The organism is bacterium (assembly GCA_020444325.1).
Classification (GTDB): Bacteria; Bacteroidota; Ignavibacteria; order SZUA-365; family SZUA-365; genus BM516.
In genome coordinates, this window is sequence record JAHLLD010000012.1 from 114,067 (window position 1) to 134,193 (window position 20,127).

14 protein-coding genes are annotated in these 20,127 nt (G+C 55.5%); 4 read left to right on the plus strand and 10 right to left on the minus strand.

Annotated elements, in window-relative coordinates; all coding sequences use genetic code 11:
* Window positions 1-13 precede the first annotated feature (13 nt).
* A complete protein-coding gene (locus tag KQI65_14660; protein MCB2205980.1) occupies window positions 14-1,804 on the plus strand; it encodes a M2 family metallopeptidase in 1,791 nt (596 codons plus the stop codon).
* 152 nt (window positions 1,805-1,956) lie between these two features.
* On the opposite strand, the gene KQI65_14665 is transcribed toward KQI65_14660, so the two are convergent.
* The 7 genes from KQI65_14665 to KQI65_14695 all read right to left on the minus strand — a co-directional run bounded on the left by KQI65_14665 (window position 1,957) and on the right by KQI65_14695 (window position 12,857).
* Window positions 1,957-3,084 (minus strand): alanine racemase, encoded by a 1,128-nt coding sequence (locus KQI65_14665; protein ID MCB2205981.1) that lies wholly within the window; start codon window positions 3,082-3,084, stop codon window positions 1,957-1,959.
* A 3-nt stretch (window positions 3,085-3,087) separates the two neighbouring features.
* Window positions 3,088-3,528, minus strand: coding sequence for a GNAT family N-acetyltransferase (locus KQI65_14670; protein MCB2205982.1), 441 nt, complete (start codon window positions 3,526-3,528; stop codon window positions 3,088-3,090).
* A gap of 250 nt (window positions 3,529-3,778) precedes the next feature.
* Window positions 3,779-8,311, minus strand: a complete 4,533-nt coding sequence (locus tag KQI65_14675) for a PAS domain S-box protein (protein ID MCB2205983.1) — start codon at window positions 8,309-8,311, stop codon at window positions 3,779-3,781.
* A gap of 220 nt (window positions 8,312-8,531) precedes the next feature.
* On the minus strand, window positions 8,532-8,726 hold the full coding sequence (locus KQI65_14680; GenBank protein ID MCB2205984.1) for a hypothetical protein: 195 nt from the start codon (window positions 8,724-8,726) through the stop codon (window positions 8,532-8,534).
* Window positions 8,726-9,106 (minus strand): hypothetical protein, encoded by a 381-nt coding sequence (locus KQI65_14685; protein MCB2205985.1) that lies wholly within the window; start codon window positions 9,104-9,106, stop codon window positions 8,726-8,728. The genes KQI65_14680 and KQI65_14685 overlap by 1 nt, the downstream gene beginning before the upstream one ends.
* Before the next feature lie 110 nt (window positions 9,107-9,216).
* Complete coding sequence (locus KQI65_14690; protein MCB2205986.1) at window positions 9,217-11,055, minus strand: DUF4153 domain-containing protein; 1,839 nt, start codon at window positions 11,053-11,055, stop codon at window positions 9,217-9,219.
* A 98-nt stretch (window positions 11,056-11,153) separates the two neighbouring features.
* Complete coding sequence (locus KQI65_14695) at window positions 11,154-12,857, minus strand: T9SS type A sorting domain-containing protein (GenBank protein MCB2205987.1); 1,704 nt, start codon at window positions 12,855-12,857, stop codon at window positions 11,154-11,156.
* A 227-nt stretch (window positions 12,858-13,084) separates the two neighbouring features.
* On the opposite strand from KQI65_14695, the gene KQI65_14700 reads away from it, so the two are divergent.
* Window positions 13,085-14,095, plus strand: coding sequence for an NAD(P)-dependent alcohol dehydrogenase (locus tag KQI65_14700; protein ID MCB2205988.1), 1,011 nt, complete (start codon window positions 13,085-13,087; stop codon window positions 14,093-14,095).
* Between the two features lie 9 nt (window positions 14,096-14,104).
* On the opposite strand, the gene KQI65_14705 is transcribed toward KQI65_14700, so the two are convergent.
* A complete protein-coding gene (locus KQI65_14705) occupies window positions 14,105-14,887 on the minus strand; it encodes an ABC transporter permease (protein ID MCB2205989.1) in 783 nt (260 codons plus the stop codon).
* Complete coding sequence (locus KQI65_14710) at window positions 14,884-15,879, minus strand: ABC transporter ATP-binding protein (protein MCB2205990.1); 996 nt, start codon at window positions 15,877-15,879, stop codon at window positions 14,884-14,886. The genes KQI65_14705 and KQI65_14710 overlap by 4 nt, the downstream gene beginning before the upstream one ends.
* 203 nt (window positions 15,880-16,082) lie before the next feature.
* Here KQI65_14710 and KQI65_14715 point away from each other — a divergent pair, with 203 nt between their 5' ends.
* Both KQI65_14715 and KQI65_14720 read left to right on the plus strand, forming a co-directional pair.
* The gene (locus KQI65_14715; protein MCB2205991.1) at window positions 16,083-17,357 is read left to right on the plus strand and encodes a TlpA family protein disulfide reductase; all 1,275 of its coding nucleotides are present in this window, start codon (window positions 16,083-16,085) and stop codon (window positions 17,355-17,357) included.
* 135 nt (window positions 17,358-17,492) lie between these two features.
* Window positions 17,493-19,055 (plus strand): T9SS type A sorting domain-containing protein, encoded by a 1,563-nt coding sequence (locus KQI65_14720; GenBank protein MCB2205992.1) that lies wholly within the window; start codon window positions 17,493-17,495, stop codon window positions 19,053-19,055.
* Between the two features lie 165 nt (window positions 19,056-19,220).
* Here KQI65_14720 and KQI65_14725 read toward each other — a convergent pair whose 3' ends face one another.
* Entirely contained in the window at window positions 19,221-20,126 is a 906-nt protein-coding gene (locus KQI65_14725; GenBank protein ID MCB2205993.1) for a hypothetical protein, read from the minus strand.
* Window position 20,127 lies beyond the last annotated feature (1 nt).

The window sequence follows — 20,127 nt, forward strand, 5'->3', positions numbered from 1 at the left end:
GGGGTTCATATTCATGCCGCGAATCATGCTGCCTGTACTGGCTGCCCTGCTTCTGCTCTCCGCCTGCGGAAAAGACGAAACGCAAATGCAGGAAGCCGATCAGTTTCTCAAGGACTACAACGCACGCTACGTCGAACTCTATTACGCTTCGTCGAAAGCGGAATGGAAATCCAACACTTTCATTCAGGAAGGTGATACCGCCACGGCAGCGGCAACGAAAGCCGCAAATGAAGCGCTTGCCGCCTTCACCGGCAGTGAGGAAAACATCACCCGGGCACGCGCACTGCTGGAGCATCGTGACGCGCTGACGGATCTGCAGGTGCGGGAGCTCGAAGCAGTGTTGTACAACGCTGCGAACAATCCTCAAACCGTTCCCGATCTCGTGAAAGAACGTATTGACGCCGAAACCAGGCAGACCGAAAAGCTTTTCGGTTTCAATTTTACCATTGACGGCAAAGCGGTCAGCACGAACGACATCGATACGCGCCTCAAGGAAGAAACGCTTCTCCCCGCACGGCTCAAAGCCTGGGAAGCGAGCAAGGAAGTGGGACGCGAACTGCGTGACGGACTGCTGAACCTGCGGCAGCTGCGCAACAAAACGGTACAGGCGCTCGGGTATGACGACTATTTCAGTTACCAGGTCTCCGACTACGGGATGACCACGGAAGAAATGATGGACATGAATCGTCGCCTCGTCGACGAAATCATGCCCCTCTACCGTGAGCTGCATACCTGGGCACGCTACGAACTGGCGAAGCGCTATGGCATGGCCAAAGTGCCCGACTATCTCCCTGCACACTGGCTCCCGAATCGCTGGGGACAGGACTGGAGTTCGCTGCTCACGGTCGAAGGACTCGACCTCGACGGCGTACTCGCGCAGAAGGACGCGGAATGGCTCGCCCGCCAGGGAGAGCGCTTTTACGTCAGCATGGGCTTCGAGACGCTTCCGCAGAGCTTCTGGGAAAAGTCAAGCCTCTACCCGCTTCCCCCGGATGCGGATTACAAGAAGAACAACCATGCATCAGCCTGGCATATGGATTTGAACCATGATGTCCGCAGCCTGATGAGCATTATCCCGAATGCCGAGTGGTATGAAACGGTGCATCATGAATACGGGCACATTTATTACTTCCTCGCATACAGCAACGACGACGTGCCTCCCCTGCTCCGGAACGGCGCGAACCGTGCCTTCCATGAAGCCGTTGGGAGTCTGCTGGGACTCGCTGCGATGCAGCGTCCTTTCCTCGAGCACCTCGAGCTGCTCCCGGCCGATGCCCCGAACGATGAGATGCAGACCCTGCTCAAGGAAGCGCTCAACTATATCGTCTTCCTCCCCTGGTCGGCCGGCGTCATGACGGAATTCGAACATGAGCTGTATGCTGATGCGCTTCCTGCTGATGCATTGAACAGCACCTGGTGGGACCTGAAAAAGAAATGGCAGGGTATCGTCCCTCCCACCGAGCGCGGTGAGGAGTACTGCGATGCTGCATCGAAAACGCATATCAACAATGACGCAGCGCAGTACTACGACTACGCGCTTTCATATGTCATTCTCTTCCAGCTGCACGACCACATCGCACGCGAAATCCTGAAGCAGGATCCGCATGCAACCAATTATTTCGGCAGTGTCGAGGTCGGCAATTTCCTCCGCAGTATTCTCACTCCAGGCGCGAGCGTCGACTGGCGCAAGCTGATGAAGGATAATCTCGGTGAGGAAATCAGCGCCAAACCCATGCTGCGCTATTTCGAGCCACTGATGGACTATCTCAAAAAAGCCAACGAAGGCAGGAAGTACACCATCTGAAAATCCATCCCCGGGAAGCGGAATTATGCAGAAACTGCATATTCTCCCGCCTCCCGATATGCAGAAACTGCATAATGCCATGATATGAATCGAAAACGTCCCCGTAGCGCGGGGACGTTTTCATTTCGAATCCATGAAAGCGGTACGTACGGTCAGGTGCGTGGCAGTTCGTACTGCTTCCCTGTCGCCGTCTTGTAAATGAATTTGGAATTCATCAGTCGCGCTGCCCCCATATACGTGGGAACGAAGCGTACCGTATCCCCGACGTGATAGCGCTGCTTGCCGCTCGCTGTCGTATTGTCGGTGATCTCGAACACGGTGAGATCCGAGGTCGTGCCAGCGAAGCGGACATGACTGTCCTTCGGCGCGATCTCGTCCGCATCGACGTCGAGCAAGCCAAAGTCTACAATGGCACGACAGTGCATCTCTCCCCGCTGCGGCGCTTCGCTGCTTTCGGCAACGTGTCCGACGGCCGCATCACTGATGATACCGTCGGGTGTGCTTTCCTTTTCTTCCAGTTCCAGTATGTTCGCCTTGTACTCGAACACATCCGTGGAAAGATTGCGAAAGCGTTTGTTGTCGAGCGGGGACGTTCCGAGGAATACCGCTTCGCCGATACGGAAATGGTTCGTTGTCGGCGGCAGTCTCCGGCTCCCTAGAAGCGGCAGTGTAATGGAGCTCCCGCCGGAAATGATGGGCAGCTTGCGGTCAAACATCTCCTCGAGCAACTGCCGGTAAAGAGAGAGCTGAATCATCTTGTCATACGTGGGTTCAATCCCGTACATGCAGCCGAGATTCGTTCCGATGCCGATGACCTCGATATACTCCATCGCAAAAGCCTGTCTGTAGAAATCCACGATATTCTCGCGGACCACGCCTTCACGCAGTTCCCCGAGTTCAATCATGACGATCACCTGATGACGCACGCCTATGCGCGCGGCAGCTTCATTCATCAGATGCAGCGTGCGCAGCGAACTGATCAGTGAGATGTCCGCAAGCTGGACGATGGAAGGAACGAGATTCTGCGGAACGGGCTTGATATACATCGTCCTGATATCGGGCCGCAGGCTTTTGATGACCTCGAGGCTGGAAAGCCGGGAGTCGCCAATGCTGTGCAATCCGTCCATCGCCGGATGCGCCAGTATGCGATGCAGGGATTCCTTGTGTCCACTGAGCACCTTGGATATCAGCGTCCAATGCGCCCCGTGTTTCTTCATCACCGCATTGATTTTCTCAATATTCCCGATGATGCGGTCTGTATGGATCAGCAATTCTGCCATGATCTACCTCTTGTAACGCATTTCCGCATATTTGGAAGCGAAACCGATGCGTTCGTACAGGCGCTTTGCGGGGTTTTCATATTCAACATGCAGTTTCACCTCACCATCGGCTTCGCTGAGTGCGCGTTCGACAACCTTGCGGCCAATGCCCATACCTCTCTTCGAGGCATCCACCGCTACGTACACGAGGATGTTCTCAGGGATATACCCCGACATTCCCGTGCTGTTCATGATCAATGCACCGACAAGCTCTCCTTCAACCTCGGCTGCGAGCGCAAATCCACCGAGCCCGCCATTGAGCCCGAAAGCGAAATCGAGGCATTTACGGATTGCAGGCTTCGGGTCGCCGAACTGATCGAGATGGGTATGCAGAAAATCGATGAAACGATCACTACCTATTTCTTTGTCCAATGCGTCGTAACTGTCAAAACGAATGATGTTCATACGTCTCTTCGTGTTTTGGTGATACGTAGGGTATTTGGTTGCGGCGATGCGTGCACTGTGATTCGTGCACTGCCACTGTTGAGAGTGTGTTGCGGGAATGGACTTGTCAGCTGAGTATGGATACTGCTGTCATTATTGTGAAACTGTCCATTATATATGAACCGGACCGGGGGCAGAAGGGTTCCGATTCGAGAAAAAATGCTCAGAAAAGCCTTTTCCATGCATCAATCTGTTCCGGACCTTCCGGTCGTCAGCTCGCACTCCCTGCGTCCTTATCCAGAGGCAGTGTGATCGTGAACTGCGTCCATTCCCCTTCTTCACTGTCTACCCGCATGCTTCCCCCATGCCCCTCGACGATGATATCGTAGCTCAGGGAAAGTCCCAGTCCGGTGCCATCACCGGTAGGCTTCGTAGTAAAGAACGGTTCAAAAATGCGCTCTCGCACCTCACGCGGGATACCGCCACCATTGTCACGAATCTGGATGACCACATCCTGTCCGGCCACCCGGGTTTGCGCATGGACGGTGGGCATATACGAGTCGTCTTCACCGGCTTGCTGCTTTTTTAAAACAGCATAGAAGGCGTTGTCGAGCAGGCTCAGCACGACACGACTGATTTCCTGCGGGATCAAAGACACGGGAGGAAGATCATCGTCAAACTCTTTTTCGATCTGTACATGAAACTCACTGTTGCTCGCGCGTTTCCCATGATAGGCCAGGTGCAAAGCGTCCTTCACCAGCCGATTGACATACGTCAACTGCCTCTCACCCTGCTTGCTCCGCGCATGCATCAACATTCCCTCCACGATTCGGTTCGCACGCGTGCCGTGCTCCTGGATTTTCTCTGAGGCGAGTCGCAGTTCACCGAATAACTCGAGCGGACTCTCGCCGAGATCAATACTGACCTGAATTTCTTCAACCAGTTCACGCGCGGTGATGGAAAAGTTATTGATGAAGTTGAGGGGATTCCGGATTTCATGCGCAATGCCTGCAGTGAGCTGTCCGAGCGATGCCAGCTTCTGCTGCACCACAAGCTGCTCCTGCGTCCGGACCAATTCTTCGTTTTTCGTTTTCAGCGCCTGCATCGTATGCGCCTTGGCAAGGGCCGTCACGGCATGTTCGCGGTATCGCTGCAGTCTGCTGGCATCCTCAAAAGTGAACACAACCGTATCATCACGATTGTCAAAAAGCAGCACGCTGCGTCCCTGGCTCCCCTCCTGGGTGTAGCTGACCGACATCAGCAACAGCGATGTCGGGCGGTTGCGCTGTGCCGTAGCTTTCCCGCCCTGCTCAAGAGCTTTCCCGTCCTGCTCAGGAGTTTTGCCACGCTGCTCAGAGTCCTTCAGCTGCAGAACCTGTATCCCACTTTCAGGAATGTCATGCAGCACATTGTACCCATGAATCGTGTGGTTTAACGTCAGATCCGAATCACTAGCGGGGTAATTTATGCTGTCGCTGAGGAAATACGACGACCGCGAAGGATCATGAATGAAGATTCTGGCTCGATGCGCACAGGGCAGAAGTTTCATTCCCTGCTCAAGGAGCGAGCGGATGAGGCGCTGGAGACTGGTTTCGTTGTTGAGGATTTCCACGATACGGTCAATCGTCTCCAGTTCCTGCGTTCTGCGGGCCAGTGTCTGTTCCGTCTGCTTGCGCTCAGTGATATCTTCCTGAATTCCGATATAGTGTGTGACGTTGTCATCCTGTCCCTTGAGCGGGGAAATCGAGGTAAGCACCCAGTACGAAGAACCGTCTTTGCGCCGGTTCTGCAGCTCGCCTCTCCATTCCTCTCCCCGCGCAAGCGTACGCCACAGCTGCCTGTACAATGCCGTGGAACTCTCCGCGGATTTCAGCAGACGCGGATTCCTGCCTGCAACTTCCTCCGCCGTGTAGCCGGTGACTTCCGTGAATTTTGGATTAACATACTCAATTGCACCATTGGTATCGGTGATGATGACGATGGTCGGACTCTGATGTACCGCACGGGACAGTTTTTCAATTTCCGCGCGCGAGGCGCGCATCTGTTCATGCGTTTTCTCGAGCTCATCGTACGCAATACGCAGCTGTTCGGCGCGATTCAGTTCAAGTGCTTTCACCTCATTTTCCGCAGACAACGCTTTCGCTTCCGCCTCCGCGGTCTGTGCCCGCAGTTCAGCGGCGAGGACATCATTGCGATAACGCTCCCGCTGAACGGCACGCCGCTGCTGAATTCGAATCAACAGGAATATGGAAAGCACCACGGCGAAGGTGTAGAGTGCGTAGGCCCACGGGGTCTGCCACCACACGGGGCGTATCGTGAAAGGAAGCGAAATGCCGGTCTTATTCCAGCGTCCTTCACTGTTGCATGCGATTACATGAAACGAGTACGCGCCCGGACGCAACCCTGAATAGGAGGCGAAGCGCCTTGGTCCAGGATGCACCCAGTCCTTGTCCACCCCCTCGAGCATATATGCATAGCGGTGCTCATTTGAACGTTGATGACTGAGGGCGGCGAATTCGAAGGTGAGGTAATTCTCATCGTACTGTAATTCAAAGCCACTCGCATTGAAGGGACGCTCTTCGCTATAAACGAGGAGTTTCGTGATGACCACATTCGGTGGCGGCAGAAGATCGTGAATGCTTGCGGGATCAAAGACGTTGAAGCCCTTCACTCCACCGAACACAAGCTTTCCATCAGAAAGATGTGTGCTGGCGCTGGTGTTGAATTCATAATTCTGGAGGCCGTCATCCACGCCGTACTTCCTCACCCGTCGTGTATCCGGATTGAAACTGCAGAGCCCTCTGTGGGTGCCAAGCCAGAGCGTGCCACCCGCATCCTCTTCGATGCTGTACACGATATTATCCGGGAGTCCGTCAGGCATGCCGAACACCGCAAGGGTGCCCCTGTCCGGATCGAACAGATGCAGTCCCCCTCCATGCGTACCCAGCCAGATGCGCCCCTTGCTGTCTTCAAATACGTCACGGATGTTATCGCTGACCAGTCCGGCTTCGGGTGATGAGTCGCGTGTCCATATGCGAGTCGTTTCCGCGGCAGGGTCTACAAGCACAAGCCCGTGATCCGTCGCAAGCCACCATCGCTGCCTGCTGTCTATCGTCAGAGCCATGATCAGATTTCTCGCGACCTCCTGCGTCACGGTGTCGGAGTTGAGCAATGTGGAAACGAACAATCTGCGCGTCGGGGATATTTCCAGACTGTCTGCGTTGATGCGATAGCCGCCATCCCAGGTGCCCAGCAGCATTTCCCCCTTTTCGGTCAGGCTCATGGTGCGAATCCGTGCCACCCGCATCGATTGCGGCAGATAGTCGAGATCAGCGGTACACAGGTATTTCCGTTGGACGGGATCATACACCACCAACCCATCTCCTCCGGTCCCTATCCACAACCTTCCTCTCCGGTCTTTCGCGACAGACCAGACCGGTTCGCGTGTGAGATGATCAAACCTCTCGGGGAGTCCGCGCAGCGCTTCACAGCGGTTTTCCGAGGGACGATAGAGATACAGTCCCGAAAGGGTCGCCACGAACACACTGTCCCTGCTCCACACCAGGAAGCTGCGTACGTTGTTGGTTTCGATCCGGTTCACTGCGCTTCGCTGCACCGGCATGGCAAAGGTGGTAAAGCGCCGCGGGTGATGTTCGAATTTGAATAGTCCCTGACCGGGAATGGTGAGCCACGCAGTCCCTGACATGTCAATGAGAAAGTTGAGGCCCTCGACACCACGTACGATGTTTTCCGCGAGGAGCGTCCAGCGCCTGCGCATCGGATCAAAACGGATGAGCGCGTTGTCGGGGAAGCGCATCCAGCACGCGCCGTCCTTCTCAATGCCCAGTATGCCCATGCTGCGGTCTTCCGGTCTTTGAAGCTGCAGCTGCCGAATCCGCTTTAATCGCGTATCGTCGGCATCCTGTGCCACGGGATAGTTTTCGAACGTCTGTGTTTCCAGATCAAAGCGTGCAATCGCGAGGTCGGGTGACGCAAGCCACAGCGCATCGTCCTGACTGCTCACCGTCACGACCGGACGCTCAAATGTGCGCAGCATGCGCTGCTGCCGCGTATCGGGGTTCAGAGAAATCAAATAGTGCGTGGTGGCGACGAACAATGTTCTGCGACTGTTTCGGAATACCCCAAGTATCTCACCGGGTGCCGAGCGTGTGGGATTGAGGTAGGATCCCGTAAGAACCTCAATTTTCCCGGTGCGCATATCAAAGCGTGAGACGGAACCGTCAGACACGTACCACAATGCACCTTGACACTCAACCCAGTTCAAATCATCGACATGATTCCCCGGCAATGTTCGCTGTGGCTCGAAGAATTCGAACTGATCGGCTGCGGAGTCAAACCTGTTCATTCCCAGATCGGTGCGCACCCAGATACTGCCATCCTGCGTCTGAAGCACGCCTCGCACCCATCTGCCTACCGGCGGGATTCCGCCCTGGTCAGAGTACAGATAGCGTGTGAAGGTTTGCGTTGCACCTTCGTACCTGTGAATGGCACGCCGCGTGAACACCCACAGCCGCCCTTCCCTGTCAACGAAAAGACGCATGACCCTGTTGTCCGTCAACCCATCTTCCTGCGTCCCAAGGCTGCGGAACACCTTGAACTCGTGCCCATCGAAACGCATCAGACCTTCTTCGCTTCCGCACCAGATGTACCCTTCACGATCCTCCACCAGTTGGCGCACATTTGCGGTGGGGAGGCCGTTTTCGACCGTATATGAGGTTGCGGTATAGGTATCCTGTCCGACAGCATCAGCAGCATAGCCGGTACAGAGAACAATCAGACTCAAGAAGATTGAAAGCACTCTTCTCTTATCCGGGACGTATGGGAGCTTGCCAGACACGGTATGGCGCCTTCTTCGCTGGATGCGAAGCTACTCAGTACGTGAAATTAGGATATGACATCACGGAAATATACTTGCACGCACGCGTGTTGTCAAGTGTGCGTACAGTGAGCACCCTTTGCGGACAGTTTCTCCCCGGCACCCCGGCCTGACAATTTGAAATGTGTTATTGACCCCGGGCCTGATACCATATGCGCAGTTCCTTCCCCAGATCGCTGAGTCCGATGAGCACGAGCAGCATTGCGACGTAGCGCTGTTCGGGCTCCACAAAAGCGAAACCAACAAAGAACAGTACTATGGTAATTGAAAATGCGATGTGGAAGCCGCTTCCCTTCTGCAGGGCGCGATCAAAGGCATTCATTACTTTTCATCCTCCACTGTGTGCGACTCATAGGAAGTGATTTTCCTGTTCGACTTGACGGTGAACCGATAATAGATCATGTCCCCATCCCTTTTGTAAAAGGTTGTGTCCTCGCCCGAGATGCTCTGGACATGCCAGCCGGATTCATACCCCGGTGGATTGGATACATTCTCAAGGTTGGGCGCTTTTATGTCTTCACCCCCGAGGCGCTGCGGCATCATCGGTTGCGGTGTGCGAAGCGCCAGCGACGGTGTGTCCTGCTGCCTGCTCGCGGTCACATCATCGGAACTGCTGGAGCATCCTGATACAAGCACAACAACAAGCACGAATGCCAGAGCGGCTGACAGCTGTTTTGCGGTGTTCAGTGCGCGTACGTTCATCCAGTCCCTCCGGGAAGATTGTTATACGTTTAAGAGAATATAGTCTTTTCTTCCTGTGTTGTCAAGGAATGCATCTTCCCGCCAGGGAATTATGCAGAATCTGCATATTGTCAGGGCATCTCCTGCGGAGGAATTTCCTGCGGGGAGACTTCCCCGCAAACAGCCCGCAGGCGCAGGTTCTCGATCTTCAGACTGCCTTCATTGCGCTGCAGTCTGATCCAGGGCATATACAGCTTGACACGCAAACGGGATCCTTCCGCCGTTGCTGTCATGCGCTCGAGTGGAATTTCCAGCGCGCTGACCGTATGGTATTCTTCGGACAGCGCTGTGAAGAATTCCTGCAGGGGTATGACCAGCGTATCTGCAACCGGCGCCTCTGCAAGCACTGTCAGAGTATCAAGCTTTTCGCTCATACGGTATTCGAAACCGGTGAGACGTATGCTGTGCAGATTGCCGCGACGGTGGAAGGTGTATTCGGGCAGCACCCATCTGTAACCGTCTACCTGCATGGCATCGCTGAACCGAGCTTCGTAGGAACGTCTGCCACCCGGTTCTGCCCGGGGCGCGAGGGCGAATTCCACCCCAATCAGTGCAGCGACATCTGTCGCATCCTTCCAGTTCGCGCCCTCATCAGCGTCATCCTCACGAAGCGAGGCCGTAAAGTATTGCTGAATGCCGGCGAAACCGTGAACATTGTGAAGGTACTGCAGAATGGCGCTTATCTCCTGGGTGGCTTCAGCGGGCAGCTCTGCGTCCGCCTGCACGGCATGCCCATCCTTCAGCATGTGCTGCTGATCGAGAATATGCAGAAAGCGCATAATCTGACTCTGTTCCGAAACGGAGAACGCGCCCCAGGGACCGAAGGAAACCAGGAACGCGAGTGCGCACATTGAGGCCGGGATAAGCCGGATGTTCTTCACGCGACTCAGCAGCAGGTACAGCGTGATGAGAAGCAGCCAGATTCCCAGGACAATTGCGAGATAACGTCCTTCCGTCAATCCGTAATCTGACAGCCGGCGCAGCACCGCGAGGAAATACAGGACGAGCAGGGGGAGCAGAGCGATGTTGAACCATTGCAGCGCCGTACGCACCCAGCGGTTTTCCAACTGTTCGCGGATGGGATGCATGAGCAGCATGAAAAACAGACCGGCCCCGGCGAAACCGAGTATGAGCCTGCTCACCCAGCCGTTCGGCCAGCTCCATTCGATGATGATTTTTCCGCTGTACGCGATCAGAATCACGAGGTAAATCACGACCAGCGGAAATACAACATACTGCGCGAAAATCTTGAGTCCCTTCGGGTAGTCGGTGGCCTCGTGCAATTCACTGAGCCGCTGCGGAATTCCGGCGAGAAAGAACCAGGGCATGAACACGCCAACCAGCAGCATCCAGAGCTGGGCGTAGCGTTGTCCGGGCACCTCCAGTTCGAAGAGATTCTCAATCGCAGCAAGCGCGATCGCAAGTCCGGCATACAGCACATGCGCAAAGAGTCCGGCAGTGAGCAGGCGCAGGAACAGCGTCTTGTTGTACTGCCAGAACCCATTCCCCTCCCCTTTTCCTGTCCAGGGAAGTACGGATACAAGCAGCATCGCACCCGTCACGAGCATGGCCAGGCGTATGGCATGCATCTCCGGCGCGTTTGACAGGTTTCCGGGCAGCGTCCATGCGTACAAAACAGGAAGGACGAGTCCCATGACCTGCAGAAGCAGGCCCCCTCCCCTGCCGATTTCCCGCTTCTCCGCCACGAGCCTGAACACCAGCGTGAGCGGTACGGCCAGCAGCGCAGCAAACAGCACACGCAGTGCAAAGGTATCCGGCGATGTTCCGATGTCTTGAGCCAGCGTAATTCCCGCCAGTGTTCCGGCAGCCGCGGCCGCCAGAGTGGCAGGAAAACGCTGAAGGGTGGTGAGAGACGAACGGGTGATCTGCTGCATCGAGGGAAATTTCACAGGCACACCTCATCATGTGGGAGGATTACGGGGCAAAATACGGATGTTTCGCCCCGATTTCCGAGCGGTACCTGATTTTTCCCTTACGGCCTGAGCGCTCAGTCCAGCACCATTCTCATCGAAGAATGCCTTTCTCCACTCTTGAAATGCAGAAGGTATATTCCTGCCGTCACAGCGTGCAGATTGAGATCCGACACGGTCGTTCCATCCGCACTGCTCATGCCTTGCGTTCGCATCACGCATCTGCCTAGAAGATCGTGGATGGTGATGGACCAGGGTGAAGCCGGTGCCAGATCCTCTATGTTGATGTGCAACTGACCATCCTTACATGGCTGCGGGTACACGTCGAGCGTGAAATTCGTCGCGGCAGAAGTGGCAACGGAGGTGGACTGTTCTGTATAAAACTTCACCGGTGCGCTCCAGTCGCTGGTGTAGCCGCCGCCACGCGCACGGACACGCACAAAGTAGTCACGGTTCACCTGCAGCCAGAACGCAAGGTCGAGCATGGTGGGAGTCATCCACTGTCCCTGCATGTACGGATCCGTATCAAAAATCTCGTACTGAATCGTGCTGGTGTGGTAATCCCGCGTCATCTCGAGCTGGTATTCGGTCGCGCCCGGAACTGCGGTCCACCTCGCCGTGAAATCGAGATCACCACTGCCATGATCGATCGTGACGACGGGAGATGGCAGCGTGCGTCGGCCGGTATAGGTAACGATGTGCTTCAACGCGCCTGCGACCGCTGATGAAGTATCGGGAAACACGACTTCCACCATCGCGGGATCATAGAGGTAGAACGGACGAGGTGCGCGCTCCCAGCTGTCACCCCCGTCATGCGAATGCAGCAGTTTCCCGAGTCTTCCTACGGCAATCACTTCATCTTCCGTGGCTGCCGCGATCGCAATAAGTCCGAACGCAGGCTCAACCAGGGTATCCATCACCATTTGCCAGCTCGCACCGCCGTCTGTCGTCCGTGCGATGCCGTCGCGCTCGACGTCACCCAATCCTGTATCAATGCCAAAGGCCATCCAGCCGAGATCGGCGCTGATAAAGAACGGATCACGCCTTGCGGGAAGTATGCCACGCATTTCCCAGCTGTCGCCGTTATCCGTCGACCGGTACAGCGGCCTGTCATTCTGCCACTCGACGGCGAACAGTGTGCCGTCGGCTGCGTATTCGAGTCCCGTCACCCTGTAATCGGCAAATGGAAGTTCTATCGTTTCCCAGCTGTCACCTCCGTCATTTGTACGATACAGCACGGGATGATCCATATCGATGAATCCACCGGAGCGGATGCCATGCGTCCCGTCGCGCATTGCCAGCCATGCCATCGTAACGCCCTGCCCGGAATCAGGAAGGATGACATCCGTCCATGTCCTCCCGCTGTCGACCGATCGCAACAACAATGGCTGCTGGAGTCCATCAAACTCCATGCTGCCCCAGCCGTAAGCGTAGCAGCGGTCAGGGGTGGGACGACAGACGGATTGTATCACAACCTCAGCATAGGGTTGGCGAATCGGCGGCTGCAGCTGCCCGAATCCATAGCGCTTGACTTCGAGCGTAGGCGTCCAGGTCTCTCCCCCGTCATTCGAATTCTGCAGCATGCAGCTGTTGTCCTCCATTCCCCCGGTGAGATAGTAACCGCCAGCGCAGCCATCCATACCACGGACAATATGGAGAAACGTAAATCCTCCGCTGCCCGATGTAATCCACTCAGGGTATAGCTGCGCGTGCAATTGCGGTTGGAGACATGAAAGAGAAAGCAGACCGATAACAGACAGCATTCGTATCCTTCCTTGCATGAAAGCACTCCTTCACTGTTGGTGCGTGGAATGCATGACTGACAACGAAGGTTTCAGATAAGTTACACCTCTAATGCTTTCAACCTGAATTTCTCCCGCGATTTGCTGCATGTCCGAGGGTTCGATACATTTGTGTCATCCAGTACATAGTTCCAGGGAAGGAGCATTGTTCCGCCATACGTGTCGGCGGCTGGATATATGCAGTTTTACATAGAGGAGATCGCCTGATGAAAGCAATCATGTACAGGGAATACGGGGGACCTGAGGTACTGACCATTGAGGAAAAGGAAACACCCGTTCCGAAAGACGACGAAGTGCTGATACGCACGCATGCCACGACGGTGAACTATGGGGACCTCCTCGCGCGCAATTTCAAGGCCTTGACCCCCGCCGAGTTCAACATGCCGGGAATACTCTGGCCGGTCGTCAAATTGAGTTTCGGCGTGTCGCGCCCGAAAAACGGCATACTCGGGAGTGAGTTCTCTGGCGTTGTGGAAGCGGCCGGCAATGCGGTGACAAAGTTCAAACCCGGGGATGAAGTGTTCGGCTACCTCGGTCAGAGCATGGGGGCATACGGGGAGTATTTCTGCATGAAAGAAAGCGCCGCGGTCGCGCTCAAACCGTCGAACCTTTCACACGAAGAAGCGGCAGTTCTTCCCTACGGCGCAGTCATGGCGCTGCATCTGCTGCGGTCGATGGATATCAAGAAAGGTGACCGTGTGCTCATCGTTGGTGCCAGCGGCAGCATGGGTTCGGCGGGAGTACAGATTGCGAAGCATTACGGCGCACACGTCACCGGAGTCTGTGGTCCCTCGGGAATGGACTTCGTCAGCGCGCTCGGGGCGGATCATGTGATCAACTACCGGGAAGAGGATTTCACGGAAGGCAGTGAGCGCTACGACCTGATTTTTGATGTACTCGGACGCAGTGAGTTTTCACGCAACCGGCGGGTTCTGAAGGAACATGGACGTCAGCTCAATGCCAGCTTCAAATCCAAACAGCTCTTTCAAATGCTGTGGTCGTCCATCGCCGGCAAGCAGAAAATTGTTTGCAAACTTGCCCCGGGTGGACAGGAAGATCTTCTCGCGGTACGCGAACTGATTGAGGCGGGGGCGATACGGCCGGTGATGGACCGCGTGTTTGAGATGTCCGAAGCCGCTGCAGCACACAGACATCTCGAGGAAGGAAAGAAAAGCGGACATGTGGCCATTCGAATGATTGCGACGGCGGAAGCGTAGCGCAGCATGTCACTGCGTATTGTCAGTCCACCGCAATTGCAGGTTGGCTGCGGCGATTCCCAGCCAGGCGGTGATCATGAGGATGAGATTGCTGCCTGGAGCGAGTGTCTCGGAGCGAGGACCCGCGACGCCGGCGAAAAGCGGGACGATAGACCAGGGGAACCACTTTCCCCACCCCGTCGCTCCAATTGTCATTCCAAGCACAAGCATGAGAATCGTGAATCCCAGGGGCGCGAAATACCCTTTCCCGGCGATCGCAATCCAGGCAACGGGAGAGGCAAGGAAGAAACATGCGAACGACAGCGTGATAAGATCTCCCAGACCGTCAAGCACAAGTGTCGAGGAATACCCAGGAAGATCCAGCAGCAGGCCAATGACGAATGCCTCTATCAGGAAGGATAAAAGAAGCACGTAGAACCAGATCATAACCACGAGCAGCTTCGTGCCCACGAGAGCCGACCTCCGAACAGGCAGAATCAGCATATTTTTTGCAGTGCCCTCGCTGTATTCCCGCCCATACACGTATGCCGTCATCACGCCAACAAGTATCATCCCGCCAATGCCAATGGTCTGCAGCAGCATACCGATATAGCTCTCCCAGCTCGCCGTCGTGCCAGCAAACTGCGCTTTCTGACCGAGCAATCCCATCTGCATCGCCCTGTCCGGCTCCATGACAATCCACATGAACAGCCCCGAAACCAGCGGCATCAGAGAAAGCACCAGCCAAGTCAACCAGGTAATCCGGCTTCTCCGCAGTTTGAGAAGTTCAGTGAGCAGCGTTTGCGAGATCATCGCGTTTCCTCCCCTGTAAGTCGCAGAAAATGCTGTTCGAGATCCTCCTCAACTTCGACAAGGCGCGAGAGTGTCACGCCCCCCTCGACGAGGAGTTTTGCAACCCGTCCTGCAAGGTCCGATCCGGCCGCAATATGCAGCGTGCTGGAATCGATCTCTTCAATACCTGCGACGCCTTGCATTGGCAGCAGCAGTTGCTTTGCACGTTCGATATCGGAAACGGTGATCTCAAGTCTTCTGTGCAATTGCCGGTGCAGGTGCGCACGGTCAAGATCCTCGATGATCTTCCCCTCATGGATCACACCGATGCGATCCGCGAGCTGAGCAATCTCGGAGAGGATGTGGCTTGAGAGGAAAATGGTCACACCGTTTTCATCAGCAAGCTGTCGAAGGAGGTTGCGTATCTCAACGATACCGGCGGGGTCGAGTCCGTTCACCGGTTCATCGAGCACGAGCAGTTCCGGTTCATGCAGCATGGCCTGCGCCAGCGCAAGTCGCTGCTTGTTTCCGAGGGATAGCTGTCCCGCCCGCCGGTCGGCGTAGCGCTCGATACCCAGAAGCTGCATGGTTGCAGATACCGTGGCAGGATCGACTTCTCGGATGCGCCGGACGATATCAAGATTCTCACGTACAGTCAGATTCGCATATGCCGTCGCGGTTTCCACGAGTGCACCGACACGTGCGAGCGTACGCTGCACTCCCGGAACAGTGGGTTTCTGCATGAACTCCTGTGTGCCAACATCAGAGAGCACCGTCGATTTCCCTGGATTCATCTGTTCCCCGAGGACCTGCACCGTGCCTGAAGTTGGTTGCACGAGTCCAAGAATCATGCGAATGGTCGTGGTCTTCCCCGCCCCGTTTCGTCCGAGAAAGCCGAACACTTCGCCCTTGTGGACCTCAAGGTCAATCGCGTCGACGGCGCGCACACTGCCGTAATGCTTCGAGAGTCCCCTGAGGGAAATCACAGCGGAGGAGTTTGTCGATTTCTGCATGCCCAACATTACTGTATTTTTTTCTATGACACAACGCACCGTGATGATCGCGATCGTGGAAGCATGCTATTTCGCGTGATCCTACAACTACGAATTCACGTTGTCTCTGCTAAACCTTGCTTCTCTCAAGGGGATAATCTATGATAGTGCATGTACACCGATGAGCATTCGCATCAGTTTCGGGATATCGTTGAGGAGGCAGTATGCGTTCATTTCAGTTGCTCGTTCATTCGCTCAAGCTTTACAAGTGTTTAGCATCGGTAGCGCGAGATCGACGAGGTATTCTCGTCGCCGTGCTCTGCCTTTTCTTGGCACCTACGCTGCTTCAGCCAGCAATCTGTGACGCACAATCCATGGAGCAGGAGTTCGACCGCATCCTGCATTCCATGGCGGCGCGGTTGTCGGATATGTCCACCGTCCGATTGGAAGTTCAGGCAAAGTTCTCACGTGAAGGATCGGCAACTGCAAAATCCACGGCATACACCGTCACAGCCGAACGCGATGACAAACTCTACACTGGCTGCCAATTTCATGGCGTCACCACCGACGGTGAAGTAATCATGTTCGACGGTGAGAAGCTGCTCGAGGGCATGCCTGCCTCGGGACGAATGCATTCCTACGCCGCGGCACGTCAACCGCAATCGCGCATCGGCGGCGTACTCACGGGGTGGGACCTCCTTCCACTCCCCGGCAGAAAGAACATCCTTCCCACAGGGCTCGATGAAAAAGACATCACCGACCGCGCAGTGAAAGCGGGAATGATGGGAACGACGCCAGTTGTCATCCTTTCCTGCAAACTGGTAAAAGCTGGTGGAATCATCCAGGAATTCATCGAGTGGCACATACGCGAATCCGACATGCTGCCGCTGCGTATCGTCCGCCTCAGCAACTGGAAGCCCCTGGGAAAAACCTATGCCGAGGTGGATATCAGTTCCTTCGAAGTCGACCCTCCCCTGGACCGAAACGCATTTACGGGGAGCACCCTCCCTGCGAATATCGAGATCACCGAGGCTCCGAGGCCCGGGTATGATGGACCGAAGCTGCTGGAGGCGGGCAAGAAGGCGCCGGAATTCACCGCGACAGGAACCGATGGAAGGAAATACCGCCTCAGCGATCTCCGCGACAAGGTGGTTCTGCTGGATTTCTTCTTTACGGACTGTTTTCCCTGCAGGCGTGTGATCCCGTCCCTCATCGAACTGCGAAACAGCTTTGCAGCAGATGAGCTCGTGATCCTCGCACTCGATCCCATTGACGATGTAAGAGATGACGCGCTGCGCAGCATGGTCGACTCCAGTGGTATCAACTATCCCGTCACCGTCGTTCCCCATGCTGTCGCCGTACAATACGGAGTTCGTGCCTACCCGGTCTCTTTTATCATCGGTCGCGATGGCACGATCATTTCAGCCCATGGCGGATTTGATGAAGGCATCGAACCGGCAGCCTGGCGGGAAAGCATCCTCTCTGCACTTGCGGACTGATCGCTTGCTTCAAACACAAAGGTGTCAGGTGTAACCGATTACACTCTCCGGTGTTCTTTCATCGAAGCAAAACAACCGGGGATAGTTATGTGCACGAATCGCTTGCTGGTAAATACTTTCATATCCCTGACGGTAATGCTCCTCACTGCATTTCTTCCATCTGCAGGGTCGGCGCAGGGCGGTGGTGGTGTTATCCTCACGGCTTCGATGGATGTACCGGTAAGCAACCCTCCTCTGGATTCCCCCATTCTCGCCCCGCGCTGTTACCTGCCGGATTCACTGTATTTCGACGAAGCACTCGACAGCTACGTCCCCAATCCTTTCACTGTGCGACTGACCTGTGTCAATAATGGAAACGCACCGGCGTATGATGTATACGGCCGTATCATCCTCCCCCCCAATGTGGAATTCGATCCACCGGGACAACGGGCGACGGCGAAGATCTATCCCGATCCAATGGAGAAATGGCAGATTGGGGATCCCGTGCCGGAACTGACATGGACAGTGCGCTGGGTGCCGCGCCTGCGCGATGAGGCCCGTCCTGAATTCAGCTTCAAAGTGACAGGAAAAAACTTCGAGGGCACGCAGATGGATTCCACCGAAGTGCGATGCAGCGTGCCGGTGCCCGGACTGCAACCTCTCTTTTCTGGCAGGTTGCTGCTTCCTGATTCACTTCCCTTGCAATCTGATACCTGTGATGTCTGGCCGAACCCCTTCCCTGTCCGGCTCACATTGAAGAACATATCGCCGCAGGTGGGAATGATTCGGCGTGTCATCCTCTATTTCCCGACCAGTGATGGACTCAGCCTGAGCCCGGACTCCCCGAATCCAACGGACTTCGATCCTCAGCTCACACTGGACAAACAGGAGGAGGCCTCCTTTGACTGGCTCATTGATGTGAAGAATCGTATTACGCGCAGGAACGTGCAGATCCAGGTCATTGCATACGACGATGATGGAAATCCCATGGCACACGCGCACTGGCTGCCGATCGCGAATTTGAAAACCGCGCTGTATGAATGTATCGAAACCGACGCCCCGGTGCTGAACTATGTCTCAGCCATCGACTGGTATGAACCCGATTCCTTTGTGATCACCAGTACGCTTCGCAATCCGGGCTGTGGTGAGCTGCATGAGATTGTGTCGGAGCTGACCTGGACAGATAACAGCGGGATGGATCTCATCGAGTTTGATCCTGCGCACCCTGACAACAGCAATCCCAAAACTCTCGGCATCCTTCGTCACAACGAGGAAACGGCATTCACTTGGGGTTTCCGGGTGAAAAACAGGAATACCACCGATATCCCGCAGTACATTTCATTTAACATCGCGTACGGTTCACGAGAGACCCCCTACATCAACAACGGTTGTGAGACCTATGTCGAGATCGATCCTGTGACCACGACCGCTGTGCATTCCCCCGCCTCTCCTGTAGCGCTGACACTTCATCCTCCACATCCAAATCCTTCCACCGGCACAACAACCATCGCCTACACACTGCCGCAACGCACCTTCGTCACGCTGACCTTGCATGATGCACTGGGGAGAGAGCTTCACCGGAACCATAGTGCCATGCTGCAGGATGCAGGCGCACATCAGTCACGCATCGATCTCGCGGCCTTTCCCCCAGGCCTGTACTTCATTCGCCTCCAGGCTGGGGCACAATCGCGCATGACGAAACTGCTGATTGAACGATAAGCTGATCGTCCAGAAGACTATCGCAGTCCTGCAACCACAATGCGGCGATGCAGCGTATATGCTGCACCAATTGCGGTAAGGAAATACACTCCCGGACCGGGAACGTGCAGCTCCAGAGAAATATGCAGTTTCTGCATATTTCCCTTATATAGGTTTTCAGTAGTACTAATCGATCTTCGAGAGGAGCTCGAGCAGTCGATGCATACAGTGCCCTTTGCCCCCTGCGATGAACAAACCGGTGTGGCCGAGCATATCGATGCTTTTTCCCTGGACGTCTACTGCGTCGCCACCCGCGCCACGCACGAGCAGAATTCCCGCAGCGAGGTCGAATGACTGCGCGGGACCTCCTGCCCAGTTGTTGACATACAGGTAATGTCCCTTGGCTGCGTCGAGCATGGACCACACGGGCGAACCGCCGAGTGACCGCACGCTGCGCACGGCATTCTGTTTCCATTCCGTGTACAGCGCCTGTACGATGGCATCGGCGGATCGGGATGGATGCACATTGATGAGGCAGGTATCATCGTGCTGCCGTCGCGGCGTGAGGTTCATCCCCATATCGGCTTCTCCAAACAGGGAGAGCTGCAGGAGACGGGTCAGTCCTCCCTTCGCTGCATACGCAAGCTCACCGGTGGCATGATTGACGACCATGCCGAGTGTGGGTTCTGTATCCTGATACCATGTGAGTGTCGTGGTGCAGGACTCTGCATGCGCCAGAAAACTCCATGTCCCATCAATCGGATCCATTGCCAGGGCCACGCCTTTCTCAGGCAGACTGTTCCCGAGTTCTTCACCGACGAATTGCACATCCGGCATAGCAGCGCGCAGCGCTTCGAGCACACGATACTCGATTTCCTTTTCAATGGACGTCACCATGCTGCCATCCGCTTTCACGCTGCGCTCCAAATCCGCAACACCCATCCGGTATTCGCGAACGATCTGTGCGCTGGTAAGCAGAGCCCAGAGACCAAAACGCAATGGTTCGTCATCCGACTCCGCTTGCTGCTTTCCCGGAAGGGTCCCGTTGCGAAATGCGTCGATACTTGTCTGTTCCAGTTTCGTCAGCGACATA

Coding starts and splice junctions, on each gene's coding strand:
- KQI65_14660 (MCB2205980.1), top strand. CDS start 14: ATGCCGCGAATCATGCTGCCTGTACTGGCTGCCCTGCTTCTGCTCTCC.
- KQI65_14665 (MCB2205981.1), bottom strand. CDS start 3,084: ATGGCAGAATTGCTGATCCATACAGACCGCATCATCGGGAATATTGAG.
- KQI65_14670 (MCB2205982.1), bottom strand. CDS start 3,528: ATGAACATCATTCGTTTTGACAGTTACGACGCATTGGACAAAGAAATA.
- KQI65_14680 (MCB2205984.1), bottom strand. CDS start 8,726: ATGAATGCCTTTGATCGCGCCCTGCAGAAGGGAAGCGGCTTCCACATC.
- KQI65_14685 (MCB2205985.1), bottom strand. CDS start 9,106: ATGAACGTACGCGCACTGAACACCGCAAAACAGCTGTCAGCCGCTCTG.
- KQI65_14695 (MCB2205987.1), bottom strand. CDS start 12,857: ATGCAAGGAAGGATACGAATGCTGTCTGTTATCGGTCTGCTTTCTCTT.
- KQI65_14700 (MCB2205988.1), top strand. CDS start 13,085: ATGAAAGCAATCATGTACAGGGAATACGGGGGACCTGAGGTACTGACC.
- KQI65_14705 (MCB2205989.1), bottom strand. CDS start 14,887: ATGATCTCGCAAACGCTGCTCACTGAACTTCTCAAACTGCGGAGAAGC.
- KQI65_14710 (MCB2205990.1), bottom strand. CDS start 15,879: ATGCAGAAATCGACAAACTCCTCCGCTGTGATTTCCCTCAGGGGACTC.
- KQI65_14715 (MCB2205991.1), top strand. CDS start 16,083: ATGCGTTCATTTCAGTTGCTCGTTCATTCGCTCAAGCTTTACAAGTGT.
- KQI65_14720 (MCB2205992.1), top strand. CDS start 17,493: ATGCTCCTCACTGCATTTCTTCCATCTGCAGGGTCGGCGCAGGGCGGT.
- KQI65_14725 (MCB2205993.1), bottom strand. CDS start 20,126: ATGTCGCTGACGAAACTGGAACAGACAAGTATCGACGCATTTCGCAAC.